Raw genomic sequence first — 17,105 nt, forward strand, 5'->3', positions numbered from 1 at the left:
GTATTTTGATACTTCGAAGGTACAGGATTTAATGTGGATATTTCCGCGCGGCTTAGGCGGGGGAGGATCCGTATAGATTCTGTAAATTGGTTCTCTAATCATCTGTCTATGAAGCTCTCATCAATTATCCTTTCAGGAATGCTCCTGCTCTCTGTTTCTGCATGGAGTCAATCTACCTCTATTAATCTTTATTTCGGTTACGACCTCCATCAGCTCACTTCAGAACACGAGGAGCAATTGGAGTCTTTCGTGAACCAATTGCCTTGTGATTCTTTTCAAATTACGGTTGTGGGTCATACGGACAACCATGCCAGTGACGATTACAACGTGGCTTTATCTCAGCGCAGAACCTCCTCAACAATCGCAGAATTAAAGCGACTCGGAATTCGTGAAGATTGGATTCGTGAGGACCACAAAGGAGAGTTCAATCCTGTAGCGAATAATGAAATAGACGAAGGCCGAGCAAAGAATCGCCGGGTTGAAATTGTGGTAACGCTCTGTTCAGATGAGCATGAGTTTGGCAGCATGTCAGACTTGTTAAAGATCATCGAGTTAAAGCCTTCCGTTGCGGAAATTCGCGTAGATAAAGACACTGCATTTTATCTTCCCAAAGGAACTTTTGTAGAGGTTAAGGCCCATTCCTTCATAGCACCAGATGGCAGTGTTGTGAAGGACGGCGAGGTGGAATTATTCACCCGTGAGGTGTATTCGTACGGGGATATGATCCGCGCCAATGTGGTGACTCAAACTAAAGATAAGTCGCTTCAAACGGGGGGCATGGTTGAGATTTATGCCGTGCGAGATGGCGACACACTTGAGTTTGCCAAGCCGCTCACCGTTGGAATGTCGGTAGACGATGACATGGCCGATGCGGGCCTTTTCCAAGGAGCGAATGATCCGCACAATGGCGAACCTGTAATTTGGGAGGGAGTGAATTATAACAATTCATGGATGCCTTTTTGTTTTGCCTGTTATAAAGAGTTGAGGTCGCAACTCATCTATCCAGATTGCAACTTCTTTTGCCGAGTGAGTCGTGTTTTGCGCGGTGATTCTTGGCGACCAACGCCGCTGATTGCCCAAAGAGGTGCTTTTAGACGTCAGTTAGATTGCACGTCAGACTCTTTATTAGCACTGATGAATTACTACAAGGTGCTTGAGGCAGAGTGGGCCTTGGATTCGCTTCTTCAAGACGAATACCTCAAATATGGGGTGGACAATGTCTCAGATTACTACAAGGCCATTCAAACGGAAAAGCTGAACGCCGCTGCTGCCCGAATGGCAAATGGAACGGCTACACAAGAAGACCTAAACTTTGTCTTTCAGGCGCCTAATCCTGGTTGGTACAATTGTGATAGGTACACCAGTTATCCAAGTAGATCCATAACAAGTGCCGATATTGTTCATCCTGAAATGGAGAATATTTGGATGTCGGTTCGATTGATTTTGGCTGAAGAAAGGATGTGTATTTCAGGTACGTACACAGGTTATAATGTTCTCACGTCACTCCCGTTCCTGAAAGATCAGAATGTGGAGGTTTTCGCAATGATGTTGAAAGATGGTCACATTGAAGTGGCGAATCACCACATTGAAGAATACAGAAGAGGAGACATTGATCTCGAGTTTCGCGTGGTGACCGAAGAAGAGTTGAACCATGTACTTGACAACCTGGGGAAGAACACTTTACTAACTAGCAGATAATCGGCTCCAAGGCTACGTGATAATTTCCGATATTGGTGAAAACCTCTTCTCACTAGCCTATGAAAACCATTACTCATTTTCTTGCACTTGCTGCGGCCATTGGCCTCGCCTCGTTAACCCACGCCCAAAATGCCCTTTCCTTTGACGGAATGGATGATTATGGAGCGGCACCCAACGCATCAGCGCTTATTTCGGGTTCTACCACCCTTTCTCTTTCAATGTGGGTGTTTCCGAAATCGAATAGTTCAGGTTATCCCGACTTTGACGGATATGGCGGTTTTCGCAATGATGCAACGGCAGATTTCTACCTTCTTCAATTGGGAAGTAATAACCTAGAAGCTCGGTTTAGAAATAGTTCAGGTACGGACTACACCATCACTTACAACGGTGGGATGATCTTGAATGACTGGAACCATTTGGTGCTCGTTTACGATGGTTCAACCCTCAAGCTTTATCACAATGGGAGCTTGATCCAAAGTATTTCGGCCTCTGGATCTATATCTTCTTCTAGTGTTCCCTTTAATGTGGGTTACACGCCATTTGCCGCCAATAACTTCTACACCTATGGTGATTTGGATGATGTTGGATTGTGGGACAAGGCGCTGTCGGCTACCGAGGTTTCTAGTCTGTATTCCGCTTGTGGAATGAATGTGAGTGACCCTAATCTGGTGTTGTGCTACGAGTTTAATCAAGGTACTGCCAACGGAAACAACACGTCAATCTTCACAGCGACCGATAGCAAAGGAAACATCAATGCAAACTTGAGTGGTTTTGCGATGAGTGGTTCCAGTTCGAATTTCATTCCCGGTACTTCTGGAAATTCTTCCTCTAGCTTGAACATCAACACGTGTCACGCGTACACTTCGCCAAGCGGACATCGCTACACTTCCTCAGGTACGTATCACGACACTATTCCCAATGCTTCCGGTTGCGATAGCATCATTACCATTTCACTAACTGTAGATTCCGTAGATGTTTCAGTATTGAGAATGGGTGATACGTTGATGGCAGCTCAAATGGGAGCTATTTATCAGTGGCACAATTGCAACTCCGGAACGAATATTATCGGGGCTGTAAATCGCACGTATATACCTCCGGTTTCAGGAAGCTTTGCGGTGATTGTCACCAAAGGGAACTGTGTAGATACTTCCGACTGTATAGCTTTTACCAAGGGGATCGGACAGGTTGAAGAACGCCCATTGGAGGCTTTGACTTTGTATCCGAACCCAAGTAATGGAACCGTCAAACTGCTCATATCGCCAAGTGCGAAGAACGTTCATGTTGAGGTGATCAATCTAGCGGGTCAGCGTGTGTTTCATCAGATGTATCCCGATGGAGATATAAGCTTCGATTTAGACGCTCCAAGTGGGGTTTACATGGTGCGAGTCACGATGAATGCAGAGAGTAAGGTTTTCCGTCTGGTATTAGAATAATAACAAGAGGTTGTCTCTACTTTAGAGACAACCTCTTGTTTATTTAGATAGGTGTCTTAGAAGTTTATCAAATATGCCATTCTCAGGGACTCAACCTTCCAATGGAGACATTTTATTGAGTAAATGATTACTGAATAATCAAGGTTTCGGATTGATGAAACCCATCGTCGGTTGAGAGTTGAAGGATGTAGGTTCCCGGAACTAAAAAGGAGACATCTAGATTCTCCATACCCAAGTTTAGAACTTTTACTTTTTGATCCATTAACCTTCGTCCAGCCATGTCATTTATGGAAAGATGAAATTCACTCGCTTGAATAAACTCCTGTGGATCCCAAGTGAATGTAATGGTTCCCCCAGAGGATGGATTCGGGTACACGCGCAGATCGTAAGTAAAGGCAGCCGGGCGATCGGTATTTTCTACCATCGGCTCTGTTTTAGCCGATGATTCTTCATCTCCAAATGACAGGGGCTCAATGTAGTCAGTTTCTACATCGAGCCATTCTACTTCCTGCCATTCTACAAAATTTTGGGCATAGCTTTCCCCGAAAATAGGAGAGCGAAGCATATCTAGACAACTTGTTTTGTTTCTCTTAGAAGTTGAGTCGTTGTACACTTCCTTCAGGATTCACGAAGAAGAGTTGTTTTTCCACTTGGCGCTCAATTCGAACTTCTGGTTCACGCTGTTCAACAGGAATGGGTGAGTATCGAATAATCACTTCGTATTCAATTTGAACCACGGGCTCTAGAATGGTGGGATTGATGACAAAGTCGTAGTGATTGGCTAGAATAGGGCGATAGAATTCTGAGGTCGTTTGGGTCTGTTGTACCACTTGTGCTCCTTGTTTTTGAAGGTTGAAGGAATTGCTGCAGTAAGCGGTGTAGGTTTCATATTGTTCAAAGGGATAGGTCATTTTAAAACCTTCTGCAATTTGAGCACGCAGGTCGCTGAAATCATCGCCTTGAAGTCGTTTTCTTCTTGCGATATTCTTCATTAAGATCGCTTCCGCTTTGGCAATCATCTCTGCTTTTTTGGCTTCTATATCCTCGATGAAGTAGTCTACGCGAACTAGGTCGTAAATTTCTCGTGCCGCACACTGGGTAACTAACTCATCCAGAACAGAGGGGTCTTTGTATCTAAAGTGAAGGTTTTTTTTGAGTTCAAATCCCTTTGGAATTTCATTATAGGTATCCTCAGAGAAGAGTTTTTTGGTCACTTCTACCTCGTACACGGGCAAGAAGGAAATCATATCAACATAGATATCTACTTCTGCGCCTATGCTAGCGAGGGCCGCTTTGATGGAGTCGGTTTTTCTTCGAACCAATTGATCGGCTTCGGCCTGAGTTTGGCCGAGCTGGGTGATGGTGAAGATCGCCAGATAGCTGTCGGCTTCTACATTGAAAAGGCCATTCACTTTAAACGTGTGATGGTCAAACGACTCTAAATTGGCAAGCGAAGATTGAGAAGCGCGAAGTTGACTCGCATAGCGATCACTATTTACGCGGTAGTTGTAGTTTCCACTCACTTGTGCGCTAAGCGCAGCGCTTACTGTGGTGAGGGCACATAATAGGAGACTCTTGGTATTCATGATGTTGATTTTAAATTCGACTACAAAGAAGTAGGTGCTAAAGACAAATGACTCGTATCTTGCCTGTTATGCACTTGTAAGTGAGTTACAAGTGTTTTACAATGCAGAGACCCAACCTAGAATTACATTTGAGAATCGAATGGTAGAGAACCATCGTACAAGCTTTGAGAAACTGAAGGTCGCTGTTCGCGATAAGGCCGAAGAGCGATTGAATATTCGCAAGGAATTTGTGGATTGGAGCTTGAATGACATTCGCGACTTCCGAGTGGATTTGGAAGAAGTCTGCAAGAGTAGCATTAGTGAAAAGTGGTTCTACACGCATTTGAAGAACAGCAGTGATAAGCTCCCTCGAATTGATGTGTTGAACCTGCTGAGCGAGTATTGTGGCTATGCGAATTGGGATGATTTCAATTACGTGCCGCAGATAGTGAAAACGAGCAATAGAGCCTATTGGATGATGTTGGTGGGAGGGTTGATACTCGCACTTAGCGCATTCCTGTTATGGCCAAGATCGAAGGGTAAGGTGCTACTTTTTGAAGACGCTTATACGAAAGAAGAGATTCCTGTATCAGCGTTTAGCTTTCTTAAGGTTGATGGAGAGCTGGTGTCTGGAACGGTCATTCAATCGGTATTACAACCAGGGGATACCATCGTAGTGGACGGCCCTTATTACAAGGTGAAGCAAGTGACCGTAGGATCCGAAGACACAACGATTGTAACGGTGTTTCCAGATGATTATGCTTTGATGCTGAACTACTTCTCAAGGTCGGTGACGGAAGATTGGGATCAGCGAAGATCGCAATTGATGGAGGCGATACATCCATCGGCAAAGATCTTTCAGAGTCATCCACAATACAGTGGAATAGAGATGTTAAATCGCGAAGAGTTTATCGATCGACTAACCCTTCCGGTGAACAGTTTAAAGAACTTGGAAATTCAAGATGTGGTCTACAAGGATGAAAAGATTTACCGCTTGAGATTTCTTCAAAATGAGGAAGATGATGAATAAGATGTATTCGACCGTATGGGTCATGTTGTTATCCATTCCGATGTTTTCACAGAGTTACTCGCAGCTAGAAGGTCGTTTTAATCGAGCAGAACCGACAGAGTTGGACAGTTCGGCGTATGTCAATTTGGGAATACAAAGGGCAGAATCGCTGTTTGAACTGACTAACTTGTACGAACAGAACAATCGTCGCAATTCAAATTACAGCATGCAGTCGCGGATTTCAGAACGCATTCAGAAGAGTTTTAAAGACCCTGAGCTCAACGATTCAGCGGTTGCTGTAATGGTTACAAAAATTCGTAGAGCGGCCCCAGCCGGTGAAGCTGTACATTTTGAACATGTAGAGGAAGCTGGAACCCTGGGATATGTGAGGGCTATAGATGCCGCCGTACCCTTGGAGTTCAATTTAATCTTGAAGAAAGTCGTCAAGAACTTTGGAGAGGAATCAGAAGAAGTCTGGGACGTCTTCTTAAGTGAAAGGAAGAAGGCTAAATAAGAAGCAAAACGCCGCGGAGAAGTTACTCTTGCGGCGTTTTAGTTTTACAGGAATGAATCAACCTTCGTGATCAATGACATCGTCTAATTCCGTTTTTAATGGAGCGCCTGCAGGACCTTGGTATTGTGCATTGCCAAAGGCCAATATGGGATAGAAGACAATTCCCAAGAGAATGAGTCCAACGGTAAATCCTTCATCCTTTCCAAAACTCTTAGAAAGTAGGTTGATCACCCAAACGAGAAAAATGATGTTTACCAACGGAATCATCATCAGAAAGAACCAGTACCATGGCTTTCCGACAATTTCAAGCAAAACAATGATGTTGTAAATCGGAATGAGGCTAGCCCATCCAGGCTTTCCCGCTTTCGTGAAGATTTTCCATTGTGTAGCAATGCCAATGATGAGGATAATGGCATAGAACACCCAAAAAGCAGTTGGTAACTCTTGACTTTGCATACTTGAGAGATAATGAGGTTAGTTAAATGAAGTTCAAGTATAGAGATTATTTCAATAATTGAAAGAGAGCGTATTTCTTACAAATAGGGCATGAGCCTCTCAAGTTCGTCCCGAAGCACCGCTCACACATCCTTAGAAATAGTGGGCATATTGCGTGTCAAGACCCGCTCTTTGAAAAGCTTCAACGATCTTTTTCGCATTTTGAAAGTTAGCGGTGTAAATTACTAGCATTCGGCATTCTTCCTGCGACTAAAACCCCCGAAGGTGGTATATGTTTCATTGATCAATATTCTCTCTTCAAAGTGTTCACTTGTAGAATTGCTCTCTAGACCTGTTCCTTCAGAGACGTGGCCAATTTGGGACTCCGTATTCACGAAGAGGATCACTACTAATGCAAGGAGTGAGATGATTGCAATTAGACGGAGCGAGGTTTTGGGTAGGCAGAAGAAAGCGTTGTGTACGGTCGGGTGAATTACGGCAGTAGAGCCACTCGCCCGATGTTCCAGAAGATCAATGCTCGATCTTCAGCATCTATGTCACCATCCCAATTGAGGTCCTCGACTTTGTAAACGTTGGTGGTATTCCTCTGATTCCAAATTTGAATGGCATCTGAGGCGTCGATGGCAAAGGGAGTAGACGTTTCAACCTGTCCGGCGGGCACCACTTGCCATCCGTTGTAAAGATGAGTGGCAACATTGCTCATTCCACCGTTTATTCGCGTGTCTAACACATGCACGTTTTCAACATTGGCAAAAATGTCTGCGCTGGCAAAGGTCAAGTGATTTCTAGATTGAATTCGGGCTCGGAGTGTGCCGCTTCGCTGAGGTAATACGGTGGGAAGTGTGACCCCATCCAGTGATACAACCTGACCATCTTTTCGCAAGAAATAAGCCCCTTCGTGGATGATGTTTTCCGAAGTCATTTGTGCTTCTGTAGGAGCGTCATATATCTGTATGTATATCCAGTCGCTGGTATTGGAAGGTACGGAGGCAACACTCTCTGTACCGGCGTAACTCGATCCAAAAGGTTGTATGAGCGGTATGAGACCTCTCGATAAAAGCGTGGTGGACATCTCTCCAGTAAGGGTGTCTAGCGGACCTTCCATGAACACGATGAGGTCGAACTGAACGGCCGTGTTTTGGTTGTCGATTAAGGATGAAGATGTGAGGTAGTTTTCTGAAACGGTGTCTTCTTTGTTGAATTCGAACACCTCGAAGTAGTAGGTTTTGTTGGATGTCAGCCCCGTAATAGAGAAGCTGGAATCACTGCCTTTGTACACGGCAAATTGTCCTGAGCCTAGGTCGGGAGAAGTGCCAAACTCTGTGTTGAACTCATACCAGTGATAGTCTTCTGGAGCAAAGTTTACCGCACTACCCTCTCTCGCAATAACCAGTCGCTGTTGTCCATCTCCACGGCTCCATCCCAGGTTAAAGTTGGCTACTTCAACATTGCTGAATACCATAGAAGTTGAAGAGGTGGTCGGTTCGCTGGCAATGTCGATTTCTCGGCCCGTAAATTCTCCAAAACCATCGATGAAAACGGAGATGCTGTTGGATCCTATTATGGAGGAATCGCCGTTTACACAGTAGGTTCCGTTGTACCGTTTTCCCACCACGTTCGCTTCCGTTCCCACAATGTCAGCATCTACATAAACCATGGTGACGGTTCCCGTTACATCGGATAGATCGCTTGCGGCTATGTCCCAGTACCGAGTGATGTAATCCGTTGAACCTCCGCAATTCACTCCCGCGTCATCGGTGGATTGAATGCGCAAGGAAGGATTGCTAGCCGTGGTAGAAGCGGTAATGTCAATGCTGATAGGGGCATATTCGGCGTCCCCTGCTAGATCGCCCGTTGGGATATTGTAGGTTCCCGTGGTTGGCGTATTCTGCACGATGCTTCCTGAACCAGAGGTGGCAAGAAAGGAGGAGCTAGAGGCTGATGAAATCGCAATGGTACCACCTAACATCATGTCAAAAGTGTCCAATTCTACATGACCGTTTACCAACTGAAGGTCGTTCGCCACATTCAAAGGGGTGGATAAAGTATGGGTTCCGGTTCGATCAACAACGAAAGCATCCAGCGTGTGCTCGGCAGTTGCAAAGTTGGGAAGCGTGGAAGATCCAGTTCCCCGCAATACGAGTTTTCCTCCTCCAGAGGATCGGTATTCTCCTGCTCCCGTATGATTTCCAAACAAGACGAGAGAATCGGTGCCCAGGTGAAGTGTTGTGTTTACCGATAAGGTATTGTTGATGCACAAATCACTGCTCAAGGTGAGTACTCCACTCCCATTTACAATGGCGCTTTGCACAGCGCTTCTGCGGAATGGAATCTCACCACCAGTACTTACGTCGGAAGCGTTATTCCATAAAATGTTTCCACTTCCGGCATAGGTGATACTTTCTAATACAGTGCCTTCGCTCACTTCTATCCAACCTCCATCCGAAAGAGTTAGGGTGTTGCCATTTGAATTCAAAGTACCGCTATATGCGCGAATACTGTCGTTTACGAGTAGGTTGCCACCTAGCAACAATCCATTGGAATTATCAACTTCTAAGAGTTGCAGCTCGTTGAGCGATGACGGTGTGACGATTCCACTACCCGTACCGAAAACAGATAGCGATGAAGTACTGCCGCCCACCAGTGATGTGGACGTTCCCTCTATCGGGTTTTGAAGGGCTAAACGATGGGCTTCAATGGCGAAGTTGTTGATTCCTAAGGTGAGTACTCCATGGATGGTGAGGTCGGAGCTCAAGCTTAGGGCTGTGTTGCGAGGGATGGATAAACTGTCCAAATTTGGAGAGGTATCGGCAAAGGGCAAACCGTTGGAAATAGTACCGCTTCCACTGATGGTGACACTGGAGTTTGGGCTGGAATACCACGTTCCATTGAAAACGTCTCCGCGGAATTCAACATTCCCTCCGCTTAAGGAAAGCACGCCATTCGTTTCAGTATACGTGCCTTCAACTACCGTGTTGCCAGAAATCAATGTGAGGGAATCATTTCCAGAATTGAAGTTGACGGTGAGGTTGTTGAAGTGGGTGTTGCCAGAAATGTCAGATCGACTTCCTGTAAAAGTAACCGTACCTGTACCTCCGTCAAATGCCGAACTACCAACAGTGTTGGTCCAATTTTTTCGCACTTCAAGTTGAATGTTGTTGGAGTTGGATACAGCTCCGCCACGTATGGTAAAGTCGCCGTATATGGTGAGGTTCTGACTTCCTAAGTCTTTGGTAGAAGATCCGTTAAAAGTGAGGTTGTCGTAGGTTGAGAACCCATTTAGAATCTCTGCATCGATGCTGCCTGTGTAAACCCATGTACCACCTGTGTCGGAAATAAATCCTGAATAGATTCCGGCGGGCGCGATGTAAACGTTGGAGGCGGTGACGTCCATGATGACTTTCCCCGTTCCATTGAAGCGTCCAAAATTGTGACCAAAGGTGGTGCCCAAGTTGAGCGTTCCATTGTTCTGAACACTTTGACAAATACGGAGGTTGCCATTGGTGTAAATCGAATCTCCCTCAGCAATCTTGATCTTGCCGGTTCCAGATGGAGCTATGCTTGCCGCTACACCTAGGTGGGAGTCGTTCGACCATGCATTGGGGTCGTCCCAATTATAAAATCCGCTACCAGAACGAGAGTAGAAGGTAGGCGCTTCTCCGAATTCACCGGGTTCACCTGCGGTGTATTCTCCATCCAAGAAGTTTACTTCAAAAATGGTGAGGGTGTCATTGATAGGATCAACGCTGTTCACAATACCGTCTATGGGTTCCCAGTTTGCAACGTTGTAATAGCCGCTTACATAGTTGTTCTCTGTTCCATTGATATCGCTTCCATTGTATTGATATTGGTGACTCACAGTGTAGGTTCCCAGTCCTGAAGAGGTGATGTACCAATAGTAATCCAATTGTGTATTGGCAGTATCTGTGGTGCCTGGGTGAGGCGCGTCTACGGGAACAACCCGAACCGTTCCCGTATCTGTTAAGTTCGAGAAGATGTACTTGGCTGGAGCGTATTTTCCATTGGAGCCAACCGGGATGGTAATGGTTTTCGCGCCAGATGAAACTCGATAATGCACGCCGCCATCCGTCAGCAATCCATTCGTGCTAATCATCTTAGTGTTCGAAAAGGTTCCAGATAGAATCACGTCGGTGTTTAACGTGAGTGCATGATTTGAAATGAAGAGTCTTCCTGCGGTGAAGTGAAGTTGTCTGTCAATTTGGAATTGGTCTGAGAGGTTGACATCATGGGTGTTGTTGATGATCAAGTTGTCAACCGTCCCGCTTCCATAAATAGTCTGAGCGGTTGTTCCTGACATCTTGAGCCCATAGGTGGATGAGGCGGCGTCCGAGGAAATGACTCCTTCTAAATTCACCGAATTGAGAGCGAAAATAGAGCCGGTTCCCAGGTTAATGCTAGATGAAGCAGGTATGGTCAATGTACCTCCAATACTCATGCTAGATCCAGAAAGGAAGGTGAGCGATTGACCCGACGCTAGCGTCACATGGTTGAGCTGGTTCGTTCCAGTAGCGGTTCCTGTGAAATTGGAAGAGCTGCCAAAGGTTGTGGTTGATCCAGTCCATGTTCCGTTTCCATACAAGTATAAATCTCCTTCCAAACGGACATTTAGAGTATTGGAATGGAAGGTTGAAAATGCATTGCTAACGGTTAAATCACCGGCTACAGTGATGCCGTTCGAAACGAGTTGAAGTATAGCAGGGGCGCCCGAAACTCCCGTAACGATGAGGTGGTTCAGCGGTGCATCCACATTTATCTTGAAGGTTTGTTCCGCTGAGGTTATATCCGAAGTGGTAGTAAACGAAAGGGTTCCTCCCGACAGATCAGAGTTACCACTAGCTAAATAAAGATCGGAAATGGAGGAAGCTCCTCCACGGTTAAAGGTGAGTGTAGAACCGCCCAGCATGGTTAGACTTCCACTGTTGGCAATTTCCAACTTCCCTCTTGTGCCCGTGGCAGATTTACCACCAATGGTCACGCTACCGCCACTTTGTAAGATCATGAAAAGTGACCCCTGTGTTGAAGAGGTGTTCCTTCGGATTTGACCATTTACAAATAGGTTACCACCGTTGATATGAATGACAGGGGTGCCTACAGAAGCATAGATGATATCGTTGCCAGAGCTGTTGGCAGGCAGTCCGACATTGAGGGTTCCGGCGGAACAGCTCAAGGTTCCAGAAAGAAGGACGTCAGCGGAGTTAGACGCGCTTGTTAACAGATTCAATGTACCTCCTGTAGCGGCCATTTTAATTCCAGCAGAGGCTGGGATGCTGAAAGTGGATGCGCTTGAGCTCACCGTTCTGGTGTCGCTTCTGTTGTATACGAAAAGCCCGTTGTTCAGAATCAACCAAGCGGTGTTCTGAAAGGTTAGCGTGCCCGAATGCGAAAGCCAGAGCTGAGAGGTGGTGTCTGTTCCTTTGTCGATTGTAATGCGATACAAGGATGCCGTAGCGGTTCCAGTTAGGGCGGAAATTCCCGTTCCGTCAAAGGTGATTTCTGTGTATTGCGTTGCCGTTTTGTAAAGGTCAAGCGCACCATCAATCATCAAAGAACCTCCAATGGTCGTTGAGTGTACCACATCGGAGTTCTGGTCTAGAATGACCGTAGCATTGGAACGAATTTGATAATTGCCTGCAACGTTAAAATTAGATGGACCGGAGCCATTTCTATAGGTCAACTGGCCTTCATAGACGTCAAAATCGCCACCAATCGTAGCGTTTATTCCTTCTAGTCGGATTTCCTGCCCAAAGTTGGCGAGACTTCGAACAATTAAGTCTTCGGCAACCGCCACACTGCCACCTAGGCCCATCCGGTTGTTCGATTGAAGTACCCACCGCATTCGCCTACAGGAAATGTCAATGCCCGAATAGGACACGTTACTCCCATTGGTGTAGATGACAATGGTACCACCGCTGGATCCTAGGAAATTTGAAAATTCGCCATTCGGCAAACTGCCCTGTGCCATTCTCAAGACCCCCGTACCAGAAACGGTCCCAAGCACATGACCGGTATTGTCTTGAATATCGAGGACGGCTCCGTTTTCAATGGTAAGCGCACCTGCTGCTTCGTTGTTGGCTGAAGTCCAAATGCTATCGTTATCTCCAATGATAACAATGGAATTGGGTTGAGGCTTGACGGAAGGAACGCTGTCTAGATTGTGACCTTTTAGTGACCAGTTGGCCGTGTTGCTCCACGCGCCGCTTTGTCGAGAATAGTAGATCTCTACGGCTCCAAAAGGTTGTGCATTGGTGGTGTCTCCCGCCGTGTACTGGCCGCTAATTTGTGAGTTGTAGTTAAACCCTGAGAAATCGAGTGAGTTGCTGAGGGTGTTGACATTTCCCGTTCCGCCATAGGTCCAGAATAGGCCGCTGAAGTATGCCTCAGTGTATTCGCTTTCCGTTCCTTGAATGTCGGAATCTAGGTATTCGAAGGTCCAGTCTGCCGTGGCTGAACCGAGCGACACGGTGCTTGAAACGGCCCAGTAAGTAGACAAGCTAAATCCAGATTCAGTCACGTTTGGATGTTCAGAATCGACTTTCACCACCGTCACAGTTCCGTAGGCAGAAGGAGCTTGCGAGAGCGTGAGAACGGCAGGTGCATAGGTGTTGGAGGCTACAAAGGGGAAGCTAATGCTCGTAGTGTTCATTTCAAGTGTTAACCCGCCATCTGAAGCCAGTCCTCCTGCCACAATTCCATTGGCTCCGGTTCCGTTGGAACCATTTCCAGAAATCGATACCGTTGAGTCTATTCGCAAGCTATAACTCGACAAGTTGAGCAATCTACTCGTATTCGGGTTTCCGCTGGTAAAGGTGAGTTGATCGGTTAGGTTTTGATGCGAGGTCAATGTGACCGATGCACTGCTACTCGCTGTTCCTGATAGTTGAATGGCGTGGGTTTTCCCTGAGCCAGAGCCTCCCCACATAAAACTCGTTCCCCCTGTGAAAACAATGGCTGCAGAACCACGGGTGATGCCGCTGTTGGAGAAGGTGGATTGTACTTCGAGATTGGTGCCATCTAAGAAGAGTGTACCCGAACGTATATCAAGTGAATCGGCAATACTTAAGGAGCTAATTCCGGTAAGGATGAGAGAGTCATTGGAGGCTAGATCTATTTTGAGGTCTTGGAAAGAGCCTGTAGTGTTACTGATGTTCCATGTCCTAATTCCACTTCCTGTGGCGGTCCATCTACCTAGGCCAGGCGACAAGGTTCCGCTGACGTCCAAATTTGCTTCGAGTTGGATGTTGAAGCCGTTCGCGTCAAATAAACTGTTGAGTTGAACATCTAGGGTGTCGTTGATGGTGAGAGGGCTGCCTGCTATGACGCTTGCTTGTCCAGTCCCGCTGCGTCGAGATACGTGAAAACATGGGATATCAACGGTTGAATTGAGGTATGCACTGCTTCCTCCGGGTAAGTCAAACAGGTAGTTTCCGCCGGAAATGCTGGCATTTGGAGTATTTACACCGATGTAAACACCTCCGGTATCGTTGTTGGCAGAAATGTCGCGAATTACAATTTGTCCTGAAGAATGCGTGTACGCTGAACTCGAAAAACCAAGGTCGAAAATGGCGAAATTCGCATCCACGGAACCCGCTTCTTCCGCATCACCCCTACAGATCATTTGCCCCCCTGATTGAAGGTAGGAAAATGCGTTTGTGGCGTTGGTCAATGTAGATAATGGACGCAACTGACTCACATTTACAACCCCACCCGAGATATTGACAATTCCGTTTCCTCCGTAAATCAAACCAGCGCTTTGATTGCTGTTAAAGGAACCTTCTGAAATTTGGAAGGTTCCGTGTACAATGACACCCGTGTTTGTGGTGCTGCCGCTGGAAAGGACGCTCTGTACATCAGCGCCGGCAATCCAAAGTTTGCCCGCCTGGGGAATGGTGAAGTGATCTCCACCACTTGTCAATTGAGGAAGGCTAACACCAGTCGACAGGATGAGTGTTCCCGCTCTAATCCAAATTGCTTTGTTGATTTCAGGGTTTTCGGCTGAATACGGAGAGGATGTAGAACCGTTGGCGAGGTTGGTTGGGCCATACAGGGCAAAGGCGGCATGATCCACAGAAACCGAGTGTATATCATTCGTTCCCTTGTGCAGAATCAATCGGTATAAATCCAATTGAGATCCACTGCCTGTAATTACTTCATCCGATTCGCCTGTCATGGTGAGCTCAACCGCACCTGTTGTACTCGTGGCGTATTGAGCGGCATTGGAAAAATCTATGTTGCCATTGGAAGTGAGGCTACCCATCAATTCAAATTGATGAACGGCGTTAGCGTTGTTTACGCTGAGCGTGGTTGACGGTCCAAGGGTCACATTTCCTTCAATTGTCAGATTTCGAACAGTGGCATCATTTCCAAAAACAAATTCAACGGTTCCAGAAGTTGCACTGAGCGTAAGGTTCCCTTTCAAGGTGAGATCAGATCCTAAAGTGATTACGTCTGCAGTGGCATTCGTACTTTGAAGGGTGATGTTGTTCCACTGATTGACGGCGGATGGGAAAGTGCCTGTTCCTAGATCGGTGATTTGCAGTGTGCCGCCGCTTGAAGATCCAAACGCGGTATAGTCCCCTATTGGAAGGGTTTCCGAGCGAAGGATAAGTGTACCTGTGCCCGATACAGGCCCAATGGAGTGGCCGGTTGAGGTTCCGAAATCCAATGTTCCCGATCCATTGATGACCACACCATCAATTTCAAGATTGTTGGAAGAAACCGTGATGGTCTTGCCGTTTAGGATAACAATATTATCGCAGGAGGTTGGAATGGCGGGGTTCGTAAGGGATGCCCCCGATGGGTCGGTGGTCCAGTTGGTTGCAGAGTGGAAGTCGCCGGATAAGTACGTGTAGTAGGTAATGCTGCTGCATTCTTCCTCTCCTATTGTAATGAAGGTTCCCGGTGCGCTTTGGTTGTTGAATTCTGTGGTCATCCAATTGGAGGACCGGGGAACACCAACAAGTCGGACTTCATCCATCAATCCGGCAAATGGATTTGCGATGGAGCTGTAGGTTAGTGGGGTAGTGGTGGATGACGGACCCGGCTTCCCGTCCGACTTTACTTCAACCCCATCGATGTATAGATAGCGATTTGTGGTACTGGCGTTCCATACTACGGCTACGTGATGCCAGTTGTTGTCTGAAATGGCATTTGCACTAGAAGTGATGGAGCTCTTGTCGCTTTTTGCCTGAATATCATTGCCTGCCAAGGTGAAGATATATCCGCTGTTGCTAGACCATTTCGACATCAAATCTGGACTTGATCCTGAATTCGTGGAATTGATCCACATGGATATGGTAAAGTTGCCTGACCTATCCGTGGCTGTTCCGTGAGGGTATTGAACGATTTGTGTGCTACCGTTAAATGATCGGGCGTTGTTAATCAAACCCGTAGCAGAGGAGGTGTTATCGCTGGATGGACTAACGCCGCCACTTACCGCATTTGCAGAGCCCGTTGATTCCATGTGGTCTACAATGATGAAATCGCTCGACCATGTTCCAGATACCGAGGGATCGGTGGTCACCAAACTGTTTCCATAATACAAATAGAGTACGGTCGTATCAACATCAGAAAGGGATGGAAGCCGCACCCAGGCTTGAAATCTTCCTGTGGTTCCGTTATAAGCGATGAACTCGTAATCGAGTGTGTTTCCCAGTGAGTCGGCAATGAGGATGTCGTAGCCGTTTGAGCTCGTCACTTTCGCAGCTGCGGCAGACAAGTTGCTTGAGGTGACGTCGATGTAGAGTGGGAAGTCGGTCAGAGTGGCGCCGTCGGGAATCATGCTCTCACTGATCCCAATGGGCATGCGGAAGTTATAGCCATTATTGAATTGTCCAAAAGAGAGCATTGGGACGAGTAAAATAATGAACAACAACAGGAGGCCAGATGCACTCTGATGTGTTTTTTGGCGTACCATGGCGTAGGCCCAAGTTGATTCCGAGACGTATTGAAGAATACGTCCATTTTGTACTGTACCTGCGTTTGTTTGGGAGTTAAGTGAGACCATGTTTTCGCTGGTAGGTCGTACGGATCAACAATCTATACACCTTGTTAGGTTTGAGTGGGGCTTCTTTTATTAGGGGGTTAATGGGTAAAGGTAGTCAATTCCTTTGTAAGTATTGATTAAGAGAGGGTTAGCGGGGTTTTTGAATTCCTAAGAATATGGTGTTTTCAAGTTTGTTTCAGGCATTTCACCCTCGATGTGTTTAAAGTTTCTATCGAAAAAATCAATTGGAATATTTGGTTATAATGACGGCGATTAATGAAAACTCATCAATCCATGATTATTAATAGGGTTTGTATACTGAATTAGCAAGTTTGTAATACATGTGAATTGCATATAAAATATAGATGCCATGATTGAGATGTTGTAGGAATTCTCTTACTCGTTCTATTTGGTTGTTAATTATTGA

8 protein-coding genes are annotated in these 17,105 nt (G+C 46.2%); 4 read left to right on the forward strand and 4 right to left on the reverse strand.

The genetic code is table 11. The annotated features are described in order from the left end of the window. Positions 1-108 precede the first annotated feature (108 nt). A complete protein-coding gene (locus F8C82_RS12805) occupies positions 109-1,698 on the forward strand; it encodes an OmpA family protein (RefSeq protein WP_151693984.1) in 1,590 nt (529 codons plus the stop codon). Positions 1,699-1,757: 59 nt separating this feature from the next. Beyond that, positions 1,758-3,131, forward strand: coding sequence for a LamG-like jellyroll fold domain-containing protein (locus F8C82_RS12810; RefSeq protein ID WP_151693985.1), 1,374 nt, complete (start codon positions 1,758-1,760; stop codon positions 3,129-3,131). A gap of 127 nt (positions 3,132-3,258) precedes the next feature. On the opposite strand, the gene F8C82_RS12815 is transcribed toward F8C82_RS12810, so the two are convergent. Both F8C82_RS12815 and F8C82_RS12820 read right to left on the reverse strand, forming a co-directional pair. Beyond that, positions 3,259-3,696, reverse strand: coding sequence for a T9SS type A sorting domain-containing protein (locus tag F8C82_RS12815; protein WP_151693986.1), 438 nt, complete (start codon positions 3,694-3,696; stop codon positions 3,259-3,261). A gap of 25 nt (positions 3,697-3,721) precedes the next feature. Next, positions 3,722-4,717 (reverse strand): SIMPL domain-containing protein, encoded by a 996-nt coding sequence (locus F8C82_RS12820; protein WP_151693987.1) that lies wholly within the window; start codon positions 4,715-4,717, stop codon positions 3,722-3,724. 34 nt (positions 4,718-4,751) lie between these two features. On the opposite strand from F8C82_RS12820, the gene F8C82_RS12825 reads away from it, so the two are divergent. Continuing rightward, positions 4,752-5,726 carry a hypothetical protein gene (locus F8C82_RS12825; protein WP_151693988.1) on the forward strand — a complete coding sequence of 325 codons (975 nt, stop codon included), beginning with the start codon at positions 4,752-4,754 and terminating at the stop codon, positions 5,724-5,726. After that, on the forward strand, positions 5,716-6,219 hold the full coding sequence (locus tag F8C82_RS12830; RefSeq protein ID WP_151693989.1) for a hypothetical protein: 504 nt from the start codon (positions 5,716-5,718) through the stop codon (positions 6,217-6,219). Before F8C82_RS12825 ends, F8C82_RS12830 begins: the two co-directional genes overlap by 11 nt. Before the next feature lie 57 nt (positions 6,220-6,276). On the opposite strand, the gene F8C82_RS12835 is transcribed toward F8C82_RS12830, so the two are convergent. Together F8C82_RS12835 and F8C82_RS12840 are read right to left on the reverse strand one after the other, a co-directional pair. Further along, positions 6,277-6,675 (reverse strand): DUF5684 domain-containing protein, encoded by a 399-nt coding sequence (locus F8C82_RS12835; RefSeq protein ID WP_151693990.1) that lies wholly within the window; start codon positions 6,673-6,675, stop codon positions 6,277-6,279. A 472-nt stretch (positions 6,676-7,147) separates the two neighbouring features. Then, on the reverse strand, positions 7,148-16,699 hold the full coding sequence (locus tag F8C82_RS12840; protein ID WP_151693991.1) for a DUF2341 domain-containing protein: 9,552 nt from the start codon (positions 16,697-16,699) through the stop codon (positions 7,148-7,150). Positions 16,700-17,105: the final 406 nt, after the last annotated feature.

The sequence above is a fragment of the Phaeocystidibacter marisrubri genome (assembly GCF_008933165.1).
In the GTDB taxonomy this organism is placed as follows: domain Bacteria; phylum Bacteroidota; class Bacteroidia; order Flavobacteriales; family Schleiferiaceae; genus Phaeocystidibacter; species Phaeocystidibacter marisrubri.

Excerpts from the sequence above, each read along its gene's own strand:
- F8C82_RS12830 (WP_151693989.1), top strand. The coding sequence starts at position 5,716 with ATGATGAATAAGATGTATTCGACCGTATGGGTCATGTTGTTATCCATT.
- F8C82_RS12840 (WP_151693991.1), bottom strand. The coding sequence starts at position 16,699 with ATGGTCTCACTTAACTCCCAAACAAACGCAGGTACAGTACAAAATGGA.
- F8C82_RS12805 (WP_151693984.1), top strand. The coding sequence starts at position 109 with ATGAAGCTCTCATCAATTATCCTTTCAGGAATGCTCCTGCTCTCTGTT.
- F8C82_RS12835 (WP_151693990.1), bottom strand. The coding sequence starts at position 6,675 with ATGCAAAGTCAAGAGTTACCAACTGCTTTTTGGGTGTTCTATGCCATT.
- F8C82_RS12820 (WP_151693987.1), bottom strand. The coding sequence starts at position 4,717 with ATGAATACCAAGAGTCTCCTATTATGTGCCCTCACCACAGTAAGCGCT.
- F8C82_RS12810 (WP_151693985.1), top strand. The coding sequence starts at position 1,758 with ATGAAAACCATTACTCATTTTCTTGCACTTGCTGCGGCCATTGGCCTC.
- F8C82_RS12815 (WP_151693986.1), bottom strand. The coding sequence starts at position 3,696 with ATGCTTCGCTCTCCTATTTTCGGGGAAAGCTATGCCCAAAATTTTGTA.